This window comes from Pseudonocardia sp. Ae331_Ps2 (assembly GCF_001932405.1).
Taxonomy (GTDB): Bacteria; Actinomycetota; Actinomycetes; order Mycobacteriales; family Pseudonocardiaceae; genus Pseudonocardia.
In genome coordinates, this window is record NZ_MCIM01000001.1 from 3,183,539 (window position 1) to 3,205,309 (window position 21,771).

Sequence of the window (21,771 nt, forward strand, 5' to 3'; positions counted from 1 at the left end):
CCAGGTTAGCCCGCGCTGGCGAGCCCCAGGGCGGTCGCCAGCCGTCGCAGGTCGCCCTCCGGCTCCGCCATCCCGGGCGTGATGAGCTGGGCGCAGACGTGGTCGGCGCCGGCGTCGAGGTGCTCGTCGAGCCGGGCCGCGACCTGCTCCGGGGTGCCGTGCGCGACGAGCGCGTCGATCAGGGCGTCGCTGCCGCCGTCGTCGAGATCGGACTCCGCCCAGCCGAGCCGCTTCAGGTTGTTCCGGTAGTTGACCAGGCTCAGGTAGGGCTTCTCGACGGCCGGGCGACCGAGGGTGCGCGCAGCGGCCGGGTCGTCATCGAGCACGACCTTGTGTTCCGGCGCGATCAGCGCCCCGGCGCCGTAGCGTTCGCGCGTGGAGCGGGTGTGCTCGGGCGTGGTCAGGTACGGGTGGGTCCCGGCGGACCGGTCGCGGGCCAGGTCGAGCATCTTCGGGCCCAGTGCGGCGACCGCGCGGCCGTCGGTGGGGACCTCGAGCTCGTCGAGCCGGTCGAGGTAGGCGACGAGTGCGGCGTACGGCCGGGTGTAGTCGCTGGTGGCCTCCGGGTGCCCGACGCCGATCCCCAGCAGGAAGCGTCCCGGGTGCCGCGCCTCGATGCGGTGGAACGACTCCGCGACCTCGTCGGCGGGGGTGGCCCAGATGTTCACGATGCCGGTCGCCACCGCCAGCGAGGTCGTCGCGTCGAGCAGCGACTCGGCCAGCGCGAGGTCGCCGGGCGGTGAGCCGCCGACCCACACCGCACCGAACCCGAGCTTCTCGATCTCCGCGGCGAGATCGGGGGACAGCCCCGTCTCGTGCCGCCAGACGCCGTACCGGCCGAGGGAAACACTCATGGTGGTGACTACCACCGCGCGGGTCCGATCATTCCCGGTCCTACGATGGCCCCTCCACTACGCGAGAGGCTGGAACAGCAGTGATCGACCTCAAGGCGGCCCGACAGGACCCGGACACCTTCCGCACGGCGCTGTCCCGTCGCGGCGCGTCCGCGGACTTCGACGCCCTGCTGGAGGTCGACGCCCGCTGGCGAGAGGCCACCGACCGCGTCGGCAGCCTGCGCGCCGCGGCCAAGCAGCGGCCCAAGGGCAGGCCCACCCCGGAGCAGGTGGAGCAGTTCAAGCAGGAGAAGGAGGAGCTGCGCGCGGCCGAGGACGCCCTCGCGGTGGCCGACACCGAACGGTCCGAGATCCTCGCCCGCATTCCGAACCTGCCCGACCCGACCGCCGCCGACGGCATGGCGGAGGAGGACGCGGTCACCGTCCGCACCTGGGGCACCCCGCCTGCCTTCGACTTCCCCCCGCGCGACCACCTGGACCTGGCGTCGTCGACGGGCCGGGTCGACATGGCCCGGGGTGCGCGGCTGTCCGGGTCGCGGTTCGCCTACCGCTTCGGCGACGTCGCGCGGCTGGAGATGGCGCTGTTCCGCTACGTCATGGACAAGCTCGCCGGCGAGGGCTTCGTCCCGGTGCTCGGCCCGGTCCTGGCGAACGAGCGGGCGATGTACGGCACCGGCTTCCTGCCGACCGAGGCGTCGAACCTCTACGAGCTGGAGAAGGACGGCCTCTACCTCACCGGCACCTCCGAGGTCGCGCTCGCCGGGATCCACATGGACGAGATCGTCGACCTCGACGCGCTGCCCGCGAGCTACGTCGCGTTCTCGACGAACTTCCGGCGCGAGGCCGGTGCGGCGGGCAAGGACACCAAGGGCATGTTCCGGGTGCACCAGTTCGACAAGGTCGAGATGTTCGTCTACTGCCTGCCGGAGAACTCCCGGGACGTGCACGAGGAGCTGCTCGCCCACGAGGAGTCGATCGTGCAGGAGCTGGGGCTGCCCTACCGCGTGCAGAACATCGCCGTCGGCGACCTCGGCAACCCGGCCGCGAAGAAGTACGACATCGAGGCCTGGTTCCCGGTGCAGGAGCGCTACCGGGAGATCACCTCGTGCTCCAACACCACCGACTACCAGGCGCGACGCCTCAACGTCCGGTTCCGCCGCGAGGCCGGGGCGCCCACCGAGAACGTGCACACGCTCAACGGGACCGGAGCCACCGCCCGCGCGATGCTCGCGATCATGGAGAACTTCCAGGACGCGAACGGGACGGTCACCGTGCCGGAGGTGCTGCGGGCCCACGGCGCCCCCGCGACGGTCGGCACCCCGCCGGCCTGATCGCTCTACCGCAGACGGGGTGACGCGCGCGACCTCCTGACGGAGCAACCGAACGGGGTCCCGTGCGTCCTGCTTGCGTGGAGAAACCGGGGAGTGGTGTGTCGCGGGGCGGGGAACGCCCGGACACCTCGCAGCACACCGCCGTCGGTGGTGGGCGCCCCCTCGGGCCCGACGCCCGTCGGCCGTCCGCCGTGCCGTCTCCCGAGCCGTCCGCTGTGCCGTCTCCCGAGCCGTGGCCGACCGGACGACGGGCCCGGGCGCGCCGCGCGGGCGTGACCTCCGGCGCCGAGATCGCCGAGGCTACCCGCGGGCCGTCCGCCGCCGCCCGGGGCGCCCTACCGGGGCCCGTGTCCCCGGTGCCGCGGGCCCGCGGGCCCGTCCGCGCCGACGGCACCGTCGCGGCCGCGAGCGTCGGGGACGGAGCGGAACGCACCGTGGAGACCCGCGCCGTCGCCGCGCGCCGGTCGACGGGCAGGCACCTCGCCCCGGACGCCGTGCCCGGTCCGCGCCGCGGGCCCCGGCCGCCCACCGCAGCCACGGCGGAGGTCGGTGGCACCGCAGCCAGGCCGGTCCCGCCGCGGACCTCGGCCGAGCCGACCCCCACCGCGCAGATCCCGAGAGCGCAGATCCCCACAGCGCAGATCCCCACAGCGCCGGCGCCGACTCCGCCGGCGTCGACCCCCGTGCTGCGGACCTCGAATGCACGGGTTCCCGCAGCCCCGGGGCCGATCACCACCACGTCCCGCCTCCGCCCCACCGAACGCGGAGCCCGGGCCACGGCCGCCCGGGCCGGCCGCCCGGACCGAGCCGGGCACCCGGACAGAGCCGTACGCCCGGACCGCGCCGTCACCGGCCTGCGCCGCCGGATCGCGCACGGCGCCGGGGCGATGGCGCTGGTGCTCGTCGCCGCCGCCGGGCTGACCTGGACCGTGCTCGTCCCGCCGGACGGCACGGCCGGCGCCGACCCGGCGACGTCCGCGCTGGACAACCAGCTGCCGCCCCCGCCGCCCCCACCTCCGCCACAGCAGTGGCGTCAGGTCGGCGGCGACGAGTTCGACGGCTCCCGCGTCGACCGCTCCACCTGGACCGTCTACAACTCGCCCGGCGGGTTCGGCAATGGCCTGCGCCGCCCGTCCGCCGTCGGCGTCGGCGACGGCCTGCTCACCGTCACCGCTCGCCCCCGGGCCGCGGGCGGGGGTGTCTCCGGCGGCGTCGCGATGCACGACGGACAGCTCTACGGCCGCTGGGAGTTCCGCGCCCGCACCGACGCCGGCACCGGGTACAGCCCCGCGATCCTGCTCTGGCCGGACTCCGAGCGGTTCCCCGACGACGGGGAGCTCGACATGATGGAGATCCCGTTCGGCGACCGGCACGCGGCCACCGCCTTCGTCCACTACGGCGCGCAGAACCACATCCTGTCGACCGCCAGCCCCGGCGACTTCACCCAGTGGCACACCTTCGCGCTGGACTGGCTGCCCGACCGGATCAGCTGGTACGTCGACGGGGTGAAGAAGTGGGAGGTCACCGACCGCCGCGCGATCCCCACCACCCCGATGCACCTGGCCATCCAGCTCGACCAGGGCCCGGCCTCCGGGTGGATCCCCGCTCCGGACGCGTCCACCCCCGACGAGGTGCGGCTGCAGGTCGACTGGGCCCGCGTGTTCGCACCCGTCGACGACGCCGGATAGCGCCCGAGACCGAACCGGGACGACGGCGGGGGCCGGGCACCGCTGTCGGTGGGGCCGGGTAGAACGGTCCCCGTGGACCCCACCCCCGCCGAGCTGGCACGTGCGCTCGGTCTGCACCCGCCGACCGAGGAGCAGGCCGCGGTCATCGCCGCGCCTGCCGGGCCCGCGCTCGTCGTCGCGGGGGCGGGGGCCGGCAAGACCGAGACGATGGCGGCCCGCGTCGTCTGGCTCGTCGCGACCGGCCGGGTGCTGCCCGAGCAGGTCCTCGGGCTGACCTTCACGCGCAAGGCGGCGCAGCAGCTGGGCACCCGCGTCCGGTCCCGGTTGCGCCGCCTCGCCGGGGCCCGGATCCTCGACGACCTGGACCCGTCGGGCGCCCGGCGCGCCGCGCTGCTGGCGGGCGAGCCGACCGTCGCCACCTACCACGCCTACGCCGGGCGCCTGGTCGGCGAGCACGCGCTGCGGCTGCCCGCAGAGCCCGCCGCCCGGCTGCTCGGCCCGACCGCGGCCTGGCAGCTGGCCCACCGCGTCGTCTCCACCTGGGCCGCGGACCTGGAGATCGACCGGGTACCCGCGACCGTCACCGGCTACCTGCTCTCCCTGGCCGGGGAGCTGGGGGAGCACCTCGTCGAGCCGGACCAGGTGCGGCGCCTCGCCGAGCGGATGCTGCCGGTGCTGCAGCACGCCCCGCCCGGCAAGCGGCAGCGCGCCGAACCCTCGGCCGGGTACAAGGCCCGCATCGCCGCGCAGCGGATGCGTTGCGAGCTGCTGCCGCTGGTCGAGGAGTTCGCCCGGCGCAAGCAGGCCGAACAGGCCATGGACTTCGCCGACCAGATGGCCCTCGCGGCCCGCATCGCCGAGGCCGACCCGGAGGTCGGGCGGATCGAGCGTGCCCAGTACCGGGCCGTGCTGCTCGACGAGTACCAGGACACCGGGCACGCCCAGCGGGTGCTGCTCCGCGCGCTGTTCGGCGTGCCGCCGGGGCTCGCCCCGGAGCCCGGCGACGACCCGGAGTACCGCTCGGTCACCGCGGTCGGCGACCCCTGCCAGTCGATCTACGGCTGGCGCGGCGCGAGTGCCGGGAACCTGGCGCGCTTCCGCACCGACTTCCCCGCCGCGGGCGGCGACCCCGCCCCCGTGCACGGCCTGCTCACCAGCTTCCGGAACCCGGCCGAGGTGCTCGTGCTGGCCAACCGGGTCTCCGAGCCGCTGCGGACCGCGCCCGGCGCCGTCCGGGTGGGGGAGCTGCGCCCGCTCGACGGTGCGGGCCCCGGCGACGTGCGGGCCGCCCTGCTGCCCGACGTCGCGGCCGAGGTCGCCTGGACCGCCGACGGCATCGCCGAGCTCTGGCACGCCGGCCACGCCGACGGCACCCCGCCCACCGCCGCGGTGCTGGTCCGGCGCCGCTCCGACATGGACGCGCTCGCTGCCGCGCTGCGCGACCGGCGGGTCCCGGTGGAGGTCGTCGGGCTCGGTGGGCTGCTGTCCACCCCCGAGGTCCGCGACCTCGTCTCCGCGCTGCGGGTGGTGTCCGACCCGCTCGCCGGGCCGGCCGCCGTACGGCTGCTCACCGGGCCCCGGTGGCGGCTCGGGATCGCCGACCTGGCCGCGCTGTGGCAGCGCGCCCGCGAGCTCGTCCCGCACCGCCCGGCGCGCCCCGGGCCGCTGTCGGCCGCCGACCTGGCGCTGGGGGCACTGCCCGGTGAGCAGGCCGAGCAGGCCGGTCTCGTCGACGCACTCGACGACCCGGGCGGCCCGGAGCGCTACTCCTCGGCCGGGTTCGACCGGATCCGGCGCATCGGCCGCGAGCTCGCCCAGCTGCGCGCCCGCACCGCTGCCCCGCTGACCGACCTGGTCGCCGACGTGGAGCGGACCCTGCTCCTCGACGTCGAGACGGCGGCCCGTCCCGGCCCCACCGGCCGCGCGCACCTCGACGCGTTCGCCGACGTCGTCGCCGACTTCGCCGCCGGCGCGGACGTGCCGTCGCTCCCGGGCCTGCTCGACTACCTGGAGACCGCCGAGCAGGCGGAGGAGGGGCTGACCCCCGGCGAGGTGGAGGTCGCCCCGGACCGGGTGCAGATCCTGACCGTGCACGCGGCGAAGGGGCTGGAGTGGGAGGTCGTCGCCGTCCCGCACCTGGTCTCCCAGGTCTTCCCCGGTCGCAAGATGTCCGGGTCCTGGCTGAAGGACCCGGCCGCGCTGCCGGTGCCGCTGCGCGGCGACGCCGACGACCTGCCCGGTCTGCACCTGCCCCCTCCGGGCGCCGACCGCAAGCAGGTCGAGACCGCGCTCGACGACCACGACGACGCCCTCGACGAGCGCCGCCTCGCCGAGGAGCGCCGGCTGTTCTACGTCGCGCTCACCCGGTCCGAACGGGTGCTGCTGGTGTCCGGGCACCGCTGGCCCGCGACGGGGGAGCGGCCGAAGGAGCCGTCGGTGTTCCTGACCGAGCTCGCCGAGATCCTGGAGGGGCCCGGCGGCTCCGAGGTCGGCGTGCTGGAGCACTGGGCGCCCCCGCCCGAGATCGCCGCCGGGAACCCGGCGCTCGGCGTCGAACGGACCGCTCAGTGGCCGCCGGACCCGTTCGGCGACCGCGCCGACGACGTGCGCTCCGGGGTCGAGATGGTCCGCGCCGCGCTGCGCGCCCGGCGGCCGAAGCGGCCGCGCCGCGCCGCGCAGACCGACCAGCTCGCACTCGAGCTGCCCCCGGCCCCCGACCCGGAGTCCGGGGCCGGCGTGGTCGACGCGGAGGGGGATCCCGAGGGCTGGGCCGCCGACGTCGACGTCCTGCTCGCGGAGCGGGCCGCGGCCGCCCAGCGGCCCACGGTGTCGCTGCCCGGGCGGCTGTCGGTGAGCCGGCTCGTCGAGCTCGCCGACGACCCGGACGCGCTCGCCGTCCGCCTGCGTCGTCCGGTGCCGATGCCGCCCAACCCGCACGCCCGCCGCGGCACCGCCTTCCACGCCTGGCTGGAGCAGCGCTTCGGTGCGGAACGCCTGCTGGACATCGACGAGCTGCCCGGCGCCGCCGACGAGTCGGTGTCCTCGGAGGCCGACGCGACCGAGCTCGCCGAGCTGCAGGCGGCGTTCGAGGCGTCGGAGTGGGCGGACCGCCGGCCGGTCGAGGTCGAGGTGTCGTTCGAGACGGTGCTGGCCGGGGTCGCCGTGCGGGGCCGGATGGACGCGGTGTTCGCCGACCCCGACGGGGGCTGGACGGTCGTGGACTGGAAGACCGGCGGCCTGCCCGCCGAGGACCGCAGGCAGGCGGTCGGGGTGCAGCTGGCCGCGTACCGGTTGGCGTGGGCGGCGCTGCAGGATGTCGAGCCCGACCGGGTGCGGGCGGCGTTCCACTACGTCCGCGAGGGCATCACCCTGCGCCCGGCGGACCTGCTCGACGCCCGCGCGCTGCACGACCTCGTCGCGGGAGTGCCGACGGTCCCCGCCGAGCCATAGTCATGGTCCCACCGCGGACCGTCGCGGCACCGTCTCGCGGCATCGGCATCGGGGCCGGCATCGGGGCCGGGCGCGGGTGCGGACGCCGGCCCCAGCCCCGGACAGCGGAGAGCCCGCGCCCCCGGTGACGGGGACGCGGGCTCGGCGCGTGGGGTGGTTCGGGTCGGTGTGGCTGTCGGTGTGGCCTGTCAGTGTGCCTCGGCCTTGGCGATGCCGGCACCGGTCAGGGACCGGACCTCCATCTCGGCGTACTTGCTGCCGTCGTGGCGCTTCTGCCCGATGTAGGTACCGACCACACCGAGCAGGAACGACAGCGGGATCGAGACCAGACCGGGGTTGGCCAGCGGGAACCAGGCGAAGTTCACGTCCGGGAAGATCGAGGTCTCGGACCCCGAGACGACCGGCGAGAACACGATCAGCACCAGGGTGCTGATCAGTCCGCCGTAGATCGAGTACAGGCCGCCGGTCGTGTTGAACCGCTTCCAGAACAGCGAGTAGAGGATCGTCGGCAGGTTCGCCGACGCCGCGACGGCGAAGGCCAGCGCGACGAGGAACGCCACGTTCTGGTCCTTGGCCAGGATGCCGCCGACGATCGCCACGATGCCGATCACGATCGCGGTGCGGCGGGCGACCCGGACCTGGGTGGCCTCGGTGTCCTCGACGTTCCCGCGCTTGATCACGTTGATGTAGACGTCGTGCGCGAACGACGCCGACGCGGTGATCGTCAGACCGGCGACGACCGCCAGGATCGTCGCGAACGCGATCGCGGCGATGATCCCCAGCAGCACCGGGCCGCCCAGCGCGGCGGCCAGCAGCGGCGCCGCCGAGTTCACCTTGCCCGGCGCGTTGTTGATCGCCTCCGGACCGACCAGTGCACCGGCCGCGAAGCCGATGACCAGCGTGAACAGGTAGAACAGGCCGATCAGCCAGATCGCGACCTCGACCGAGCGGCGGGCCTCCTTGGCCGTGGGCACGGTGTAGAAGCGCATCAGCACGTGCGGCAGGCCCGCGGTGCCGAGCACCAGCGCGATGCCGAGCGAGATGAAGTCGATCTTCGAGGTCAGCGACTTGCCGTACTGCTGGCCGGGGGCGAACAGGCCCTCGCCCTTGGGCGAGCCGTCCGCGGCGGCCTGCATGATCGCCGAGAAGTTGAAGCCGAACAGCGCCAGCGCCCAGATCGTCATGACCAGCGCGCCCGTGATCAGCAGCACCGCCTTGATCATCTGCACCCAGGTGGTGCCGCGCATGCCGCCGATGAGCACGTAGGCGATCATCACGACGCCGACGACGGCGATCACGACACCCTGGGCGAAGGCGCCGGAGATGCCGAGCAGCAGCGACACCAGCGCACCGGCGCCGGCCATCTGCGCGAGCAGGTAGAAGAACGACACCGCGAGCGTCGAGGTGGCCGCCGCGGCGCGGATCGGGCGCTGCTTCATCCGGAACGCCAGGACGTCGCCCATGGTGAAGCGGCCGGTGTTGCGCATCAGCTCCGCCACCAGCAGCAGCGCGACCAGCCACGCGACCAGGAACCCGATCGAGTAGAGGAAGCCGTCGTAGCCGTTGATCGCGATGGCACCCGCGATCCCCAGGAACGACGCCGCCGACAGGTAGTCACCGGCGATCGCGAACCCGTTCTGGGTGCCGGAGAAGCCGCCGCCCGCGGTGTAGAAGTCGGCCGCGGTCTTCTTCGCGTGCCGGTTGTTGACGTAGAACACGATCCCCAGCGTCACGACGACGAACGCCAGGAAGATCGAGATGTTGAGGGCGGGGTTGCTGTCCGCCGTCGCCGCCAGGACTGTCGTGCTCATCGGGTCCCCTCGATCTCGCCGCGGAGCTTCGACGACAGTGGGTCGAGCACGCGGTCGGCGTAGCGGATGTAGACCACGGTGATCGCGAAGGTCGACACGAACTGCAGCAGCCCGAGGATCAGCCCCAGGTTGATGTTGCCGAGCACCGGGGTGGCCATGAAGTCCGTCGCGAAGCTCGCGAGCAGCACGTACAGCAGGTACCAGGCCAGGAACCCTGCGGTCACCGGGAACACGAACCCGCGCAGCCGCCTGCGCAGCTCCTGGAAGTCGGGGCTCGCCTGTGCGGCGGCCCAGTCGGGAGCGCCCGGCGTCGGATCGCCGGGCTGCTCGTCGGACTCGGTCGTACTCACGTATGCCTCCTTGCACAAGCCACGCACGGCCACGGGACCGGACCCAGGAAAGGGCCTTCGGGCCGTGTGCGGAACCCCACACGCACGCTCCGGGCGACCCAAGATGCAAGCGGCCGACGACCGGACGATCGAGCGCGGCACCGGACGACGAGCGGTCTTGACGACGATGTCGCCGCTACGCTAAAGCGCTCACTCTCGATCGGCCAGATGGAGCCGTAGCATCGTAGCTTCCGCGTCCGACGGAGCGTGATCGCCCAGTGACACTGCGATCATGACGAGGAACGCGCAGGGCACCGACCACAGCGCCGGCTGGGCGAGCAGCATCCCCGCGGTCCCGCCGAGCCCGAGCGCGGCACCCAGTGCCATCGAGCCGAGCGTCGCGAGGAGCCCGGTGACCATCCCGGCGTAGGCGCCCCGCGCGGTGAGCCCCTTCCACCACAGGCCCAGCACCAGCAGCGGGCAGAACGTCGACGCCGCGACGGTGAACGCCGAGGTCACCGCCGCGCTGACGTCGACGCGCACCATCAGCAGGGCCGCCGGGACCACGGCCGCCGACGCGGCCAGCGCGGTCAGCCGCAGCCGGCGCAGCCCCGAGGGCATGAGGTCGTGTGCGAGCGCGCCGGACAGTGCGAGGAGTAGCCCGAGCGAGGTGGCCAGGAACGCGGCGAAGGCGCCCGCGGTGAGCATCGCGGTCAGTGCCGCCGCGGTGCCGCCGCCGGTGACCCGCCCGGGCAGCGTGACGATCGCGGTGTCGGTGCCCTGCGAGAGGTACAGCTCGGGGGTGAGCACCGTGCCGAGGAGCCCGTAGACGATCGGGAACAGGTAGAACGCGCCGAGCATCGCGACGGTGATCGCCGCGGTCCGCCGGGCCCCGCGCCCGTCCGGGCTGGTGTGGAACCGCACGATGATGTGCGGCAGCCCCATCGTCCCCAGCGCCGTCGCGACCAGTACCGACCAGGTCGTGAGCAGCGGCGAGGTGTCGACGGTGCCGAGCAGCGGCAGCGCCCACTCGGCGCCGCCGGGCACCGGCAGCGACGCGTGGTCGCCGCCCAGCTCGGGCACCGCGGCGCCGTCGGGGAAGACCCAGACGGAGTCGGCGGCGGCGTGGTGCGGGCCGGGGGCGAGCGGGACCGGCGCCCCGTCGACGACCACGACGGTCGGCTCGGTCAGCACCAGCTCGGTGTCGAGCCGGAAGTCGACCGGGGTCGTGGCGGTGAACCGGGTGAACTCCGGCGGTGCGGCCATGTCGGCCCGCAGCGCCGGGCCCGCGAGCAGCAGCAGCCAGATCGCGGGCCCGGCGAACAGCAGCAGCTTGAGCGCGAACTGGAACGCCTGCACGTAGGTGGCCGCGCGCATCCCGCCCAGCGCCAGGGTCAGCCCGACGGCGAGCCCGGACACCACGACCCCGACCCAGTAGTCGACGCCGGACACCAGCGTCAGCAGCTGCCCGGCCGCGACGATCTGCGGCACCAGGTAGAGGACCGCGATCACCACGACGACCACCGCGCAGAACCGGCGCAGCGACCGCGACCCGAGGCGGGCCTCGGCGAACCCGGGCACGGTCAGTGCGCCGGAGCGGCGCATCGGCGCGGCGACCAGCGCGAGCATCAGCAGATAGCCCGCCGCGAACCCGACCGGGTACCAGAGCGCCCCGGTGCCCTCCTTGATCACCAGCCCGGCGACGCCGAGGAACGAGGCCGCCGACAGGTACTCCCCGGAGACCGCGGCCGCGTTGAGCATCGGCGAGGTCCGCCGGGACGCGACGAGGAAGTCCGAGGTGGTCCGCATCGCCGCGACGCCCCGTGCCCCGATCAGCACCGTGACCAGCAGCAGGGCGACGACCGCGGCGGCCGTCACGGGCGTTCCGCGCGTTCAGCCCGGCGCAGGTGCCACCACGCCAGCAGCCCGAGCAGCGGATACGGCAGCCAGGCGACCGCGATCCAGCCCAGCGGGAGCCCGCCGACCCGCCACCGGGCCAGGTCCGGCGCGAGCCGCAGCAGCACCGGCAGCCCGAACAACAGCACCGCGGCGCAGGCCAGGGTGACCACGGCCCGGCGCAGCTGGGCCCGGCGCAGGCCGCGGGCCCGCTCGGCCAGCCCCGGGTCGAGCGCCGCGGTCGGCTGCGGGCGCGGTACGGCCGTGGCCCGCTCGGGTGGTGCGCTGACCGCGACCCGGCGCGGGCGGGAGCTCACGGCCGCCCCCGGCCGCTTCCCTGGCCGCCGTCGCCGTCGGGGCCGCGGTGGCCGTCGAGCGCCCCGGCGGTGGCCGCGGCGAGCAGCTGGTCGCGCAGGTCCCGGGCGTGGCGACGGCTGACCGGCACGTCACCGGCGTCGGTGTGGGCGAGGAGACCGCCGCCGGCGTCACTGCGCAGCTCGCGGACCGCGGGCAGGTGCAGCAGGAAGCTGCGGTGCACCCGCACGAAGCTGTGCGGGTCCCAGTGCTCCTCCAGCCGCGACAGCGGTATCCGCACCAGGTGCGAGCCCTCGGGCAGGTGCAGTCGCACGTAGTCGCCGTGCGCCTCGACGAAGCGGACGTCCTCGCGGCGGACGTAGCGGCTGCGCCCGGCGGCCTCCACCGGCAGCACCGCGAGCTCGTCGACACGGGGCAGCGCGGGCCCCGGCGGCTCCGGAGAGCGCACACCGGGGGCGCCCGGCCGGGCGGCCGAGCGGCCCGCCCGGGCCCGGTGCACCCGGCCGAGCGCGTCGGCGAGCCGGTCCGCACCGACCGGCTTGAGCAGGTAGTCGACGGCGCCGAGTCCGTACGCGGCGACGGCGTGCTCCTCGAACGCCGTCACGAAGACGATCTCCGGCGGGGTGGCCATCGCGGCCAGCACGCCGCCGAGCTCCAGGCCGTCCATCCCGGGCATGGTGATGTCGAGGAAGACGGCGTCGAACCGGCCGGTGGGGATCGCGCGCAGCGCCTCGACCGCGCCACCGGCCCGGGCGACCTCGCCGACGTCGGGCGCGTCGGCCAGCAGCGCGCAGATCTCGTCGAGGGCGGGGGCGACGTCGTCGACGGCCAGCACCCGCAGCGGTGCGGCGGAGGGGGCCACCTCAGATCACCACCCCGGGCTGGAACCGCGGGATCCGCAGCACGATCCGGGTGCCCGCGCCGGGCGCGGTCTCGATGACCAGGCCGTGGTCGGGGCCGTAGACCGCGCGCAGCCTGCGGTCGACGTTCACCAGCGCCAGCCCGGCCCCCTCGGCGGTCCCGGCCAGCACGTCGCGGGCGTGCTCGGGGCTCATGCCCGGACCGTCGTCGTCGACGGTGATGACGCAGACGTCCCCCTCGGCCTCGCCGCTGACCTGCACCAGCCCGCCGTCGGCGGAGCGCTCGACGCCGTGCTGCACCGCGTTCTCCACCAGCGGCTGCAGCGCCAGCACCGGGACCGGCACCGGCAACACCTCGGGCGCCACCCGTACCTGCACCCGCAGCCGCTCGCCCAGCACCGCGCGGGCGAGGGTCAGGTAGGCCTCGACCGACCGGAACTCCCCGGCCAGCGGCACGTAGTCGCCGCGTGCGGCCAGCGAGTGCCGGATGAACTCGGCGAAGGTCTCCAGCAGGTCGCGGGCGCGCGCCGGGTCCGAGCGGACGAACGAGGCGATCGTGGTGAGCGCGTTGTAGACGAAGTGCGGCGAGATCTGGGCCCGCAGCGCGCGCAGCCGGGCGGCCTCGGCCTCGGCCTCGCCGTCGGCGAGGCGGGCGCGTTCGAGGGCGTCGGCGACGAAGGCGGCGGCCCGGCGGGTGGCGGCGGACCCGACCTCACCGGCCAGGACGAGCACCGGCCCGTCGCCGACGGGCAGTGCTGTGCGGCCGGCCTCGGTGAGCCGCCGCCCGCGGGTCCGCCCGGCGAGCGCGAGGCCGTCCGCGCGGCCGGGGCCCCACCAGGAGTCGGGCAGGCCGGGCCGGACCAGGCCCGCGGCGTCGGCACCGCAGAGCCCGGCGAGCCGGCGCAATGCCTCGGTCGCGGCGGGGGACCCGGCCGGTTCGCGCAGGCCCGCGGCCACGGCGACGCCCGTCTCGAGCGTCTCGGTCGGGTCCGGACCCGGTGCGGCAGCACCGCGGAACCGGCGTGCGCTCAGCCGCGGCCGCAGCGACGTGCGCGCGGTCGGCGTCGCACGTTCGTGGTCCCCGTCGGCCGACACCTGGGTGAGGATAGGGCCCGCGCGGTCGGTGCGGCGCGACCTGGGCGCTAGCCTGCGCAGGTGATCGGCTCCACCCGGCTCAGCGCACTCGACCCGCATGTCGAGGGTGCGCTGCGGATGCCGGACACGCGGTCGGGTCCGGTGCGCTCGCTGATGACCCGCCTGGTGATCGCGGTGTTCGCGCTCGGCGCGACGACGTTGATCGTCTTCTTCGGGCGCGACGGCTACCTCGACAACAACGGCGCGGGCGAGATCTCGCTGCTCGACGCCCTCTACTACGCGACGGTGTCGCTGTCGACGACCGGCTACGGCGACATCGTCCCGGTCAGCCCGATGGCCCGCGGCATCAACATCGCGGTGATCACCCCGTTGCGGGTGCTGTTCCTGATCGTCCTCGTCGGCACGACCGTCGAGCTGCTCACCGAGCGGTCGCGGCAGTCGTTCCGGATCCAGCGCTGGAGGTCGCGCGTGCGCGAGCACATCGTCGTCGTCGGCTACGGCACCAAGGGTCGCGCGGCGGTGGAGACGCTGCTGGGCGACGACGTGGACCCCGGGAAGATCGTCGTCGTCGACACCGACCGGGCGCGGCTGGACGTGGCGTCGGGGCTGGGGCTGGTCACCGTGTCCGGCAACGCGACCCGGTCCGCGGTGCTGCGCATCGCCGGGGTGCAGCTGGCGACGACGCTGGTCGTCGCCCTGGACCGCGACGACACCGCGGTGCTGGTCACCCTGACCGCCCGCGAGCTGTCCAAGTCCATCTCGATCGTCGCCGCGGTGCGCGAGGCGGAGAACGTGCACCTGCTCCGCCAGTCCGGTGCCAGCTCGGTCATCGTGTCCGACGAGACGGCCGGCCGGCTGCTGGGCGTCGCGACCCGCTCGCCCGCGGTCGTCGAGGTGGTGGAGGACCTGCTCACCCCGGACGCCGGCTTCGCGATCTCCCAGCGCCAGGTCGAGCCGACCGAGGTCGGCGGCTCGCCGCGGCACCTGCCCGACATCGTGCTCGGCGTGGTGCGCGGCGAGCAGCTCCACCGGGTGGACTCCGCCGCCGTCGACGCGCTCGAGCGAGGCGACCAGCTGCTCTACGTCCGCAAGGCCACCCCGCCGGACGAGGAGTAGACCCCTCGGCCTGAATCGGCCCCTTGACCTGAATCGGACTTCAGGTCGCACGGTGGTGACCATGCGATCACCGACCGGCTACACCGACCTCGCCGGGCTCATGACCCGGTTGACCGGCGACGAGAAGCACGAGGCCGCCGCGACCTCCACCCTCGACGTCCTCTGGGTCCTCTACGACCGCATCCTGCGCGTCGACCCGCAGCACCCGGACGACCCCGACCGCGACCGGCTCCTGATCTCCAAGGGGCACGGCCCGATGGCGCTCTACGCCGTCCTCGCCGCCCGCGGCTTCCTCGACCCCGCGACCTTCGACCGGTTCGCCGCGTTCGACTCGAACCTCGGCCACCACCCCGACCGCACCCTCGTGTCCGGCGTCGAGATCTCCTCCGGCTCGCTCGGGCACGGGCTCGGCCTGGCCGTCGGCACCGCGCTCGGGCTGCGGCTGGCCGGGCGCGACGCACGCACCGTCGTACTGCTCGGCGACGCCGAGTTCGACGAAGGGTCCAACGCCGAGGCCGTCCAGTACGCCGGCCGGGCCGGCCTCGCCGGGCTGACCGCGGTCGTCGTCGACAACAGCTCGGCCTCGCACGGCTGGCCCGGCGGGATCGCCGCGCGCTTCGCGGTCGAGGGGTGGGCGACCGTCGACGCCGACGGCCGCGACCACGACGCGCTGGAGCGGGCGTTCCGCACCGACCACGCCGACCGGCCGCTCGCGGTCGTCGCCCACGTCGAGCCGAAGGGGAGCGTCCGATGACCGGCTTTGCTCTGCTCACCGATACGCAGCACGCCACCACCTCCGAGCCCGCGACCCCGCCTGACCTGCGGGAACGCTTCTACGGCCTGCTGCCGGAGCTGCTCGCGGCCGACCCGCGGGCCGTCGCGCTGCTGGCCGACATCGGCGCCGGCTACATCGACGCACCGGCCGCCGTCGCCGACCGGGTGATCAACCTCGGCATCCGCGAGCAGCTGCTGGTCTCCGCCGCCGGTGGGCTCGCGCTGGCCGGGATGCGCCCGGTCGTCCACACCTTCGCGCCGTTCCTCGTCGAACGGCCCTACGAGCAGCTCAAGCTCGACCTCGGCCACCAGGGCGTCGGTGCGGTGCTGGTGTCGGCCGGCGGGTCCTACGACATGGCGGGCGCGGGGGAGACCCACTTCGGCCCGCGCGACGTGCCGCTGCTCGACACCCTCGAAGGCTGGACCGTGCACGTGCCCGGGCACGCCGACGAGGCCGAGGCGCAGCTGCGCGCCGCCCTGCCCGGCGACGACCGGGTCTACCTCCGGCTGTCGGGCGCGTCCAACGCGCGGCCGTACGGCACCGGGCCGTCGATGACGGTGCTGCGCCGCGGGGGCCGGGGGACGGTCGTCGCCGTCGGGCCCCTGGCGGACCGGACGCTCGCCGCCGTCGAGGGGCTCGACGTGACCGTGCTCTACGCGCCCACGGTGCGCCCGTTCGACACGGCGACGGTGCGCGCCACCCTGTCCGAGCCGGACGTCGTGCTCGTCGAGCCCTACCTGGCCGGGACCTCGGTGCGGCCGGTGGCCGAGGTGCTGCGCGACGTGCGGCACCGGGTGCTCGGACTCGGGGTCGGCGCGGCCGAGCTGCGCCGCTACGGCAGCCCGGACGACCACGACGCCGCCCACGGCCTGGACGTCGCGGGTATCCGGCGATCGGTGACGCGCTTCCTCTCGTAGGGTCGGGGCCGTGCGTCTGGCCACCTGGAACGTGAACTCCGCGAAGTCCCGGCTGCCCCGGCTGCTGCCGTGGCTCGACGAACGGGAACCCGACGTCGTCTGCCTGCAGGAGACCAAGCTCTCCGACGACGACTTCGCCGCGAGCTTCGACGAGGCACTGGCCGAGCGCGGCTACGCGTGGGCGCACCACGGCCAGGGCCGGTGGAACGGTGTCGCCCTGCTGTCGCGGGTGGGGCTCGACGACGTCGTCCGCGGCCTGCCCGACGAGCCCGTCTTCACCGAGGGCGGGCTCGCCGAGCCGGACGCGCGCGCCGTCACCGCCACCTGCGGCGGACTGCGGGTCACCTCGGTGTACGTGCCGAACGGCCGCAGCCCGGAGGACCCGCACTACGCCTACAAGCTGCGCTGGCTCGCCGCGCTGCGCGAGCAGGTCGCGGCGGGCGACCCGGACTCGACGGTCGTCGCCGGGGACGTCAACATCGCCCCCACCGACGACGACGTCTGGGACCGGTCCCTGTTCGACGGCGCCACCCACGTCACCCCCGCCGAGCGGGCCGCGCTCGCCGCGCTGCTCGGGACCGGGCTGCGCGACGTCCTGCGCGAGCGCTGGCCCGACGAGCGGGTCTTCAGCTACTGGGACTACCGGGCCGGCCGCTTCCACCAGGACCAGGGGATGCGGATCGACCTCGTGCTGGCCGGATCGGGCCCGGCCGACCGGCGCGCCGCGGTGTGGGTGGACCGCAAGGCACGCAAGGGAAAGCTGCCCAGCGACCACGCCCCGGTCGTCCTGGACCTGGACGAGGCCCCCGACGGCGACGTCGGGCCGGTCGTCCCGCCGCCGTCGGCCCCGGCGCCGCTCAGCCGTCGGCGATAGCCACTCGCCGCCCGCCAGGTCCGCCGCGCGGTTGGAGCTGCGCCACATGGGGTAGGGCGATAGCCCATAAGGCCTAGCAGTGACTCCCGGGGGATGACTCGCATGACGCGTAGGACCATGACCAGCCCGCGCCGGATCAGCCGCACCGTCGGTGCCGCCGTCGCCGCGGCCGCGCTCGTCGCACTGACCGCCTGTGGTGGCGAGACTCCGCAGGTGCCGAACCTGCCGGACAACCTGCCGCAGGTCCCGGGCGTCGGTGACCCGCGCCAGGCGTTCGGCGACGCCCACCAGAAGGCCCTCGGGCTCGCCGCGCTCGGCGGCATCGGCCTGGAGCAGGGTGTCGGGAACACGGTCAAGGAGCTCGCGCCGCAGGTGCAGGGCGAGGGCCAGCAGCTCAACGACAAGCTGCGGGGGCTGGCGTCGGCGATCGGCGTCTCGCTGCCCGACCAGGTCTCCCCGGAGATCCAGGCCCAGGTCGACGACCTGAAGGCCCGCACCGGTGAGCAGTTCGACCAGGGCTGGCTGCAGGCCGCGCAGGCCCAGGTCGGAGCGCTCAGCGACCAGACCCAGCAGCTGCTGAACGTGCCCGGCCTGCCGCCGGAGCAGCTCGACCAGGCCCGGGCGCAGCTGACGAACCTGGGTGAGCTGAAGACCAAGCTGGACCAGGCCGCGGCCGAGGCCGGCGCCACGACCCCGGGCTCGGGCTCGGGCAATGCCGACGGGAACGGCTCCGGCGCCGACGGGAACGCCGCCGGAAACGGGACCGCGCCCGGCAACGGCTCCGGCAACGGGGCCGGCGACGGGCCTGCCTCCGGTTCCGGCTCGCCCGCCGTCGACGCCGGTACCGGCGGCCAGGCGGCGTCGGCCTCCGACGTCGCGCTGCCGGTCGCGCTCGGCGGCGCCGGGTTGCTGCTGCTCGTCGCCGGCGCCGTCCGGCTGCGTCGCGCCCGCGCGTGACCCGTCGGCGCCGGCGCCCGGCCGGGGGCGTCCGGGGAGCGGCCGCGCTGCTGCTCCTCGGCGTCGTCCTGCTGGGCTCCGGCGCCGGTCTCGCGCTCGGCGGTGACACCCGCCTGGAGGCGAGCGACCTCGGCGCGGTCCCCGCGGAACCCACCGCCGCGACGCGCGCGGTGCCGGTGGCCCGGGTACTGCCGGTCCTGGCGCCGCCCGACCCGGTCGCGGTCCCCGGGGCCCCGATCGCGCCGCGCGAGCCGTGGACCGTCTCGGCGGTCTTCCCGCGCCCCGCGGCCGAGCCCGGCGCCGCGGCGCCGCCGGTCGTCCCGGCCGTCCTGGAGCTCCCCGCGCGCGGCCTGGCCGCACCCGTCGACGCGGTCGGCACCGCCCCGGACGGCGGGATGGTCGTCCCCGAGCAGGTGCGCACGGTCGGCTGGTGGGCACCCGGCGTCCTGCCGGGCGGCACGACCGGGAGCGCCGTGATCGCCGGCCACGTCGACTCCCGCACCCAGGGCATCGGGTTCCTGTCGGTGCTGCCGCAGCTCGTCGTGGGCGAGCCGGTCGTCGTGCGTGGCGCCGACGGCCGCACCGCCGGCTACCGGGTCGTCGCGCGTCGCGAGTACGGCAAGCACGACCTGCCCCGCGAGGTGTTCCGCCGCGACGGCGACCCGCAGCTCGTCCTGATCACCTGCGGCGGGGTGTTCGACCCGGCCGCACGGAGCTACGAGTCGAACATCGTCGTCTACGCCGTCCCGGAGCCCTGATCCGTCGCCGGCCCTGCTGCGTCACGGTGAGCAGAGCGGCCACACCGGATACCCGGTCGGCCCCTCGCCGGCGACCGCCTACCCTGACCTGCGTGAGCAGCACCGTGACCGCCCCGCAGGAGACGACCGAGGCCCCGGAGTACGCCGCCGTCCGCGAGGCCGCGCAGCGCGCCCGGGCCGCCGCTCCGGCCGTCCGCGCGGCGGGCGAGGGCCGGATCGACGACGCCCTGCGCGCCGCCGCGTCGCTGATCCGGGACCGTGCGCACGAGCTGCTCGAGGTCAACGCCGCCGACGTCGCGGCAGCCGAGCGGAACGGCATGGCCGCGGGTCTGCTCGACCGGCTGCGCCTGGACCCCGAGCGGCTCGCCGGCATCGCCACCCAGCTCGAGGTGCTCGCCGCGACCCCCGAGCCGCCCACCGAGTGGCCGGTCCGCACGCTGGAGACCGGCGAGCGGGTGTTCGAGCGACGCATCCCGGTCGGCGTCATCGGCGCGGTGTTCGAGGCCCGACCGAACGTGACGGTGGACGTCGCCTCGCAGGTCCTCAAGGCCCGCAGCGCCGCCGTCCTGCGCACCGGGTCGGCCGCGCTCGGCAGCGCCACCGCACTCGTCGAGCAGGTGCTGCGCCCCGCACTGGCCGACGCGGGGCTCCCCGAGGCCGCCGTCCAGCTCGTCCCGCTGCCCGGCCACGCCGGCGCCGAGGCACTGGTCGGGCTGCCCGACCTGGTGCCGCTGGTCGTCGTCCGCGGGTCCGGGGACGTCACCCGCAAGCTGTCGGTGCTCGGTGCGACCGCGGGCACCCGGGTGCTCGCCCACGCCGACGGCGGCGGCGTGCTCTACCTCGACGCCAGCGCCACCGAGGCCGACGTCACCCGCCTGGTCACCGACTCGACCGACCGGCTCGGGGTCTGCAACCGGCTGAACCTGCTGCTCATCGACCGGCCCGTCTACGACACCCTGCTGCCGGTCGCGAAGGCCGCCCTCGACGCCCGCGGCGTCGCGCTGTCGCTGCCCCCGCACGACCACCCGCTCGGCCACGAGTGGGCCCTGGACTCCGGGGCGGAGGCGCACGTGACCGTCGCCGTCGTCGACGGGCCGGACGACGCCGCCGACACCGCCGCCCGGGAGACCTCCGGCCTGGCCGCGACGATCTGCGCCGCCGACGAGCAGGTCGCCCGGCGCTTCATCGACCGCTACACCGGCACCGGGGTGTTCTGGAACGCGCCGTCGCGGCTCCTCGACGGCTACAAGCTGCTCGGGCTGCCCGAGACCGGCATCAACGTCGACCACACCCCCGGCCCGCGCGGCCCGGTCACCTACCGCGACCTCGGGCTGCGCCAGTTCGTGATCCTGCCGCCCGAGCACGCCTGACCGGGCAGGTTGTCGGGGGTGGGGGATAGCCTCGCTCCCGTGTCCGTGATCGCCGACCAATCCGCTCTCGAGCTGCACCGGGCCACGCTGGCCAACGGGCTGCGCGTGCTCGTCGTCCCGGACCCGGCCACCCCGGTGGTCGGGGTCTCGGTGCACGTCGACGTGGGCTTCCGTTCCGAGCCGCAGGGCCGCACCGGCTTCGCGCACCTGTTCGAGCACCTGATGTTCCAGGGCAGCGAGAGCCTGGAGAAGCTGGAGCACTTCCGGCAGGTCCAGTCCGCGGGCGGGATCTTCAACGGCTCGACCCACCAGGACTACACCGACTACTTCCAGGTGCTGCCCGGCGCGGCGCTGGAACGGGCGCTGTTCCTGGAGGCCGACCGGCTGCGGGCCCCGAAGCTCACCGTCGAGAACCTGCGCAACCAGGTCGACGTCGTGAAGGAGGAGATCCGGCTCAACGTCCACAACCGCCCCTACGGCGGGTTCCCGTGGATCCTGCTGCCCCCGGTCCTCTACGACACCTTCCCGAACGCGCACAACGGCTACGGCGACTTCTCCGAGCTGGAGCAGGCGAGCCTGGACGACGCGGCCGCGTTCTTCGACACCTTCTACGCGCCGGGCAACGCCCTGGTCACCGTGCACGGCGACCTGTCCGAGCACGGTGTCGACGGCACCCTCGCCCTGGTCGAGCGGCACTTCGGGGACATCCCCGCCCGGCCGGTCCCGCAGCGGCCGTCGTTCGCCGAGCCCGCTCCCGGTGCCGAGCGCCGGCAGGCGGTGGCCGACGCGCACGCCCCGCTGCCCGCACTCGCGCTCGGCTACCGCGTCCCCGACCCGGCCGCCGAGCCCGACGCCTACCTCGCCCACGCCATGCTCGCCACCGTCCTGGCCGACGGCGAGGCCTCACGGCTGCAGCGCCGCCTCGTCCACACCGACGAGCTGGTCACCGACGTCTCCGCGTCGAACGGCCTGATGGGCGGCCCGTTCGACGCCCGCGACCCCGACACCTTCACGATCACCGCGGTGCATCCGGCCGAGGTGTCCGCGGACCGGGTCACCGCCGCCGTCGACCAGGAGCTGGACCGTCTCGCCGAGCAGGGTCCCGGCACCGAGGAACTGGAGCGCCAGACCGCCCGCTGGGTGGCCGCGCTGCACCGTGAGGACGACCGCGTGATGTTCCGGATGCTCGGGCTGGGCGCCCGGGAGCTGCTCTACGGCCGCGCCGAGCTCGCCGTCGAGCTCCCCGGCAGGCTGGCCGCCCTGACCGGGGCCGACGTCGCCGCCGCGGCCGCCCGGCTGCGGTCCTCCGGGCGGGCCGTCCTGCTGGTCGAGCCGGCCGCCGAACCGGCCGGGGACGGCGACGCGTGAGCGCCCC

The 21,771-nt window shown here is 75.1% G+C and carries 18 protein-coding genes; 11 read left to right on the top strand and 7 right to left on the bottom strand.

Going from position 1 to position 21,771, the window contains the following annotated elements; all coding sequences use genetic code 11:
- Positions 1-5 precede the first annotated feature (5 nt).
- The gene (locus tag Ae331Ps2_RS15340; RefSeq protein ID WP_075308111.1) at positions 6-854 is read right to left on the bottom strand and encodes an LLM class F420-dependent oxidoreductase; all 849 of its coding nucleotides are present in this window, start codon (positions 852-854) and stop codon (positions 6-8) included.
- An 80-nt stretch (positions 855-934) separates the two neighbouring features.
- Between Ae331Ps2_RS15340 and serS the strand changes: the two genes are divergently transcribed.
- The 3 genes from serS (at position 935) to Ae331Ps2_RS15355 (ending at position 7,323) form a co-directional block, all read left to right on the top strand.
- On the top strand, positions 935-2,185 hold the full coding sequence (gene serS / locus Ae331Ps2_RS15345; RefSeq protein WP_075308109.1) for a serine--tRNA ligase: 1,251 nt from the start codon (positions 935-937) through the stop codon (positions 2,183-2,185).
- Between the two features lie 215 nt (positions 2,186-2,400).
- Entirely contained in the window at positions 2,401-3,873 is a 1,473-nt protein-coding gene (locus tag Ae331Ps2_RS15350; RefSeq protein ID WP_139318802.1) for a family 16 glycosylhydrolase, read from the top strand.
- Positions 3,874-3,945: 72 nt separating this feature from the next.
- The gene (locus tag Ae331Ps2_RS15355) at positions 3,946-7,323 is read left to right on the top strand and encodes an ATP-dependent DNA helicase (protein WP_075329744.1); all 3,378 of its coding nucleotides are present in this window, start codon (positions 3,946-3,948) and stop codon (positions 7,321-7,323) included.
- Positions 7,324-7,511: 188 nt separating this feature from the next.
- Here Ae331Ps2_RS15355 and Ae331Ps2_RS15360 read toward each other — a convergent pair whose 3' ends face one another.
- The 6 genes from Ae331Ps2_RS15360 to Ae331Ps2_RS15385 form a co-directional block, all read right to left on the bottom strand.
- Entirely contained in the window at positions 7,512-9,134 is a 1,623-nt protein-coding gene (locus Ae331Ps2_RS15360) for a cation acetate symporter (RefSeq protein WP_075308103.1), read from the bottom strand.
- Positions 9,131-9,484 carry a DUF485 domain-containing protein gene (locus Ae331Ps2_RS15365; protein ID WP_060713141.1) on the bottom strand — a complete coding sequence of 118 codons (354 nt, stop codon included), beginning with the start codon at positions 9,482-9,484 and terminating at the stop codon, positions 9,131-9,133. Before Ae331Ps2_RS15365 ends, Ae331Ps2_RS15360 begins: the two co-directional genes overlap by 4 nt.
- A gap of 189 nt (positions 9,485-9,673) precedes the next feature.
- Positions 9,674-11,341 carry a cation acetate symporter gene (locus Ae331Ps2_RS15370; RefSeq protein ID WP_075308101.1) on the bottom strand — a complete coding sequence of 556 codons (1,668 nt, stop codon included), beginning with the start codon at positions 11,339-11,341 and terminating at the stop codon, positions 9,674-9,676.
- Entirely contained in the window at positions 11,338-11,676 is a 339-nt protein-coding gene (locus tag Ae331Ps2_RS15375; protein ID WP_075308099.1) for a hypothetical protein, read from the bottom strand. The genes Ae331Ps2_RS15370 and Ae331Ps2_RS15375 overlap by 4 nt, the downstream gene beginning before the upstream one ends.
- Positions 11,673-12,536 carry a LytTR family DNA-binding domain-containing protein gene (locus Ae331Ps2_RS15380; RefSeq protein ID WP_075308097.1) on the bottom strand — a complete coding sequence of 288 codons (864 nt, stop codon included), beginning with the start codon at positions 12,534-12,536 and terminating at the stop codon, positions 11,673-11,675. The genes Ae331Ps2_RS15375 and Ae331Ps2_RS15380 overlap by 4 nt, the downstream gene beginning before the upstream one ends.
- A gap of 1 nt (position 12,537) precedes the next feature.
- Positions 12,538-13,629 (bottom strand): sensor histidine kinase, encoded by a 1,092-nt coding sequence (locus Ae331Ps2_RS15385; RefSeq protein WP_233147428.1) that lies wholly within the window; start codon positions 13,627-13,629, stop codon positions 12,538-12,540.
- Positions 13,630-13,746: 117 nt separating this feature from the next.
- Here Ae331Ps2_RS15385 and Ae331Ps2_RS15390 point away from each other — a divergent pair, with 117 nt between their 5' ends.
- From Ae331Ps2_RS15390 to Ae331Ps2_RS15425, 8 genes are all read left to right on the top strand, one after another.
- The gene (locus Ae331Ps2_RS15390) at positions 13,747-14,745 is read left to right on the top strand and encodes a TrkA family potassium uptake protein (protein WP_226363087.1); all 999 of its coding nucleotides are present in this window, start codon (positions 13,747-13,749) and stop codon (positions 14,743-14,745) included.
- Positions 14,746-14,806: 61 nt separating this feature from the next.
- Positions 14,807-15,499 carry a transketolase gene (locus Ae331Ps2_RS15395; protein ID WP_075312314.1) on the top strand — a complete coding sequence of 231 codons (693 nt, stop codon included), beginning with the start codon at positions 14,807-14,809 and terminating at the stop codon, positions 15,497-15,499.
- A complete protein-coding gene (locus tag Ae331Ps2_RS15400; protein WP_083695597.1) occupies positions 15,496-16,437 on the top strand; it encodes a transketolase family protein in 942 nt (313 codons plus the stop codon). The genes Ae331Ps2_RS15395 and Ae331Ps2_RS15400 overlap by 4 nt, the downstream gene beginning before the upstream one ends.
- Positions 16,438-16,447: 10 nt before the next feature.
- Positions 16,448-17,311 (top strand): exodeoxyribonuclease III, encoded by an 864-nt coding sequence (locus Ae331Ps2_RS15405; RefSeq protein WP_075308095.1) that lies wholly within the window; start codon positions 16,448-16,450, stop codon positions 17,309-17,311.
- 102 nt (positions 17,312-17,413) lie between these two features.
- A complete protein-coding gene (locus tag Ae331Ps2_RS15410) occupies positions 17,414-18,268 on the top strand; it encodes a DUF4142 domain-containing protein (protein ID WP_158071452.1) in 855 nt (284 codons plus the stop codon).
- Positions 18,265-19,026: a class F sortase gene (locus Ae331Ps2_RS15415; protein WP_075308090.1), complete on the top strand. Its 762-nt coding sequence runs from the start codon at positions 18,265-18,267 to the stop codon at positions 19,024-19,026. Before Ae331Ps2_RS15410 ends, Ae331Ps2_RS15415 begins: the two co-directional genes overlap by 4 nt.
- Before the next feature lie 92 nt (positions 19,027-19,118).
- Positions 19,119-20,396, top strand: a complete 1,278-nt coding sequence (locus tag Ae331Ps2_RS15420; protein WP_083695600.1) for an aldehyde dehydrogenase family protein — start codon at positions 19,119-19,121, stop codon at positions 20,394-20,396.
- 39 nt (positions 20,397-20,435) lie between these two features.
- On the top strand, positions 20,436-21,764 hold the full coding sequence (locus tag Ae331Ps2_RS15425) for a pitrilysin family protein (RefSeq protein WP_083695601.1): 1,329 nt from the start codon (positions 20,436-20,438) through the stop codon (positions 21,762-21,764).
- The last annotated feature ends 7 nt before the right edge of the window (positions 21,765-21,771 follow it).

What these genes read in the sequence shown, in the direction of transcription:
- Ae331Ps2_RS15410 (WP_158071452.1), top strand. Translation starts at nt 17,414, where the DNA reads ATGACGCGTAGGACCATGACCAGCCCGCGCCGGATCAGCCGCACCGTC.
- Ae331Ps2_RS15390 (WP_226363087.1), top strand. Translation starts at nt 13,747, where the DNA reads ATGCCGGACACGCGGTCGGGTCCGGTGCGCTCGCTGATGACCCGCCTG.
- Ae331Ps2_RS15395 (WP_075312314.1), top strand. Translation starts at nt 14,807, where the DNA reads ATGCGATCACCGACCGGCTACACCGACCTCGCCGGGCTCATGACCCGG.
- Ae331Ps2_RS15360 (WP_075308103.1), bottom strand. Translation starts at nt 9,134, where the DNA reads ATGAGCACGACAGTCCTGGCGGCGACGGCGGACAGCAACCCCGCCCTC.
- Ae331Ps2_RS15400 (WP_083695597.1), top strand. Translation starts at nt 15,496, where the DNA reads ATGACCGGCTTTGCTCTGCTCACCGATACGCAGCACGCCACCACCTCC.
- Ae331Ps2_RS15340 (WP_075308111.1), bottom strand. Translation starts at nt 854, where the DNA reads ATGAGTGTTTCCCTCGGCCGGTACGGCGTCTGGCGGCACGAGACGGGG.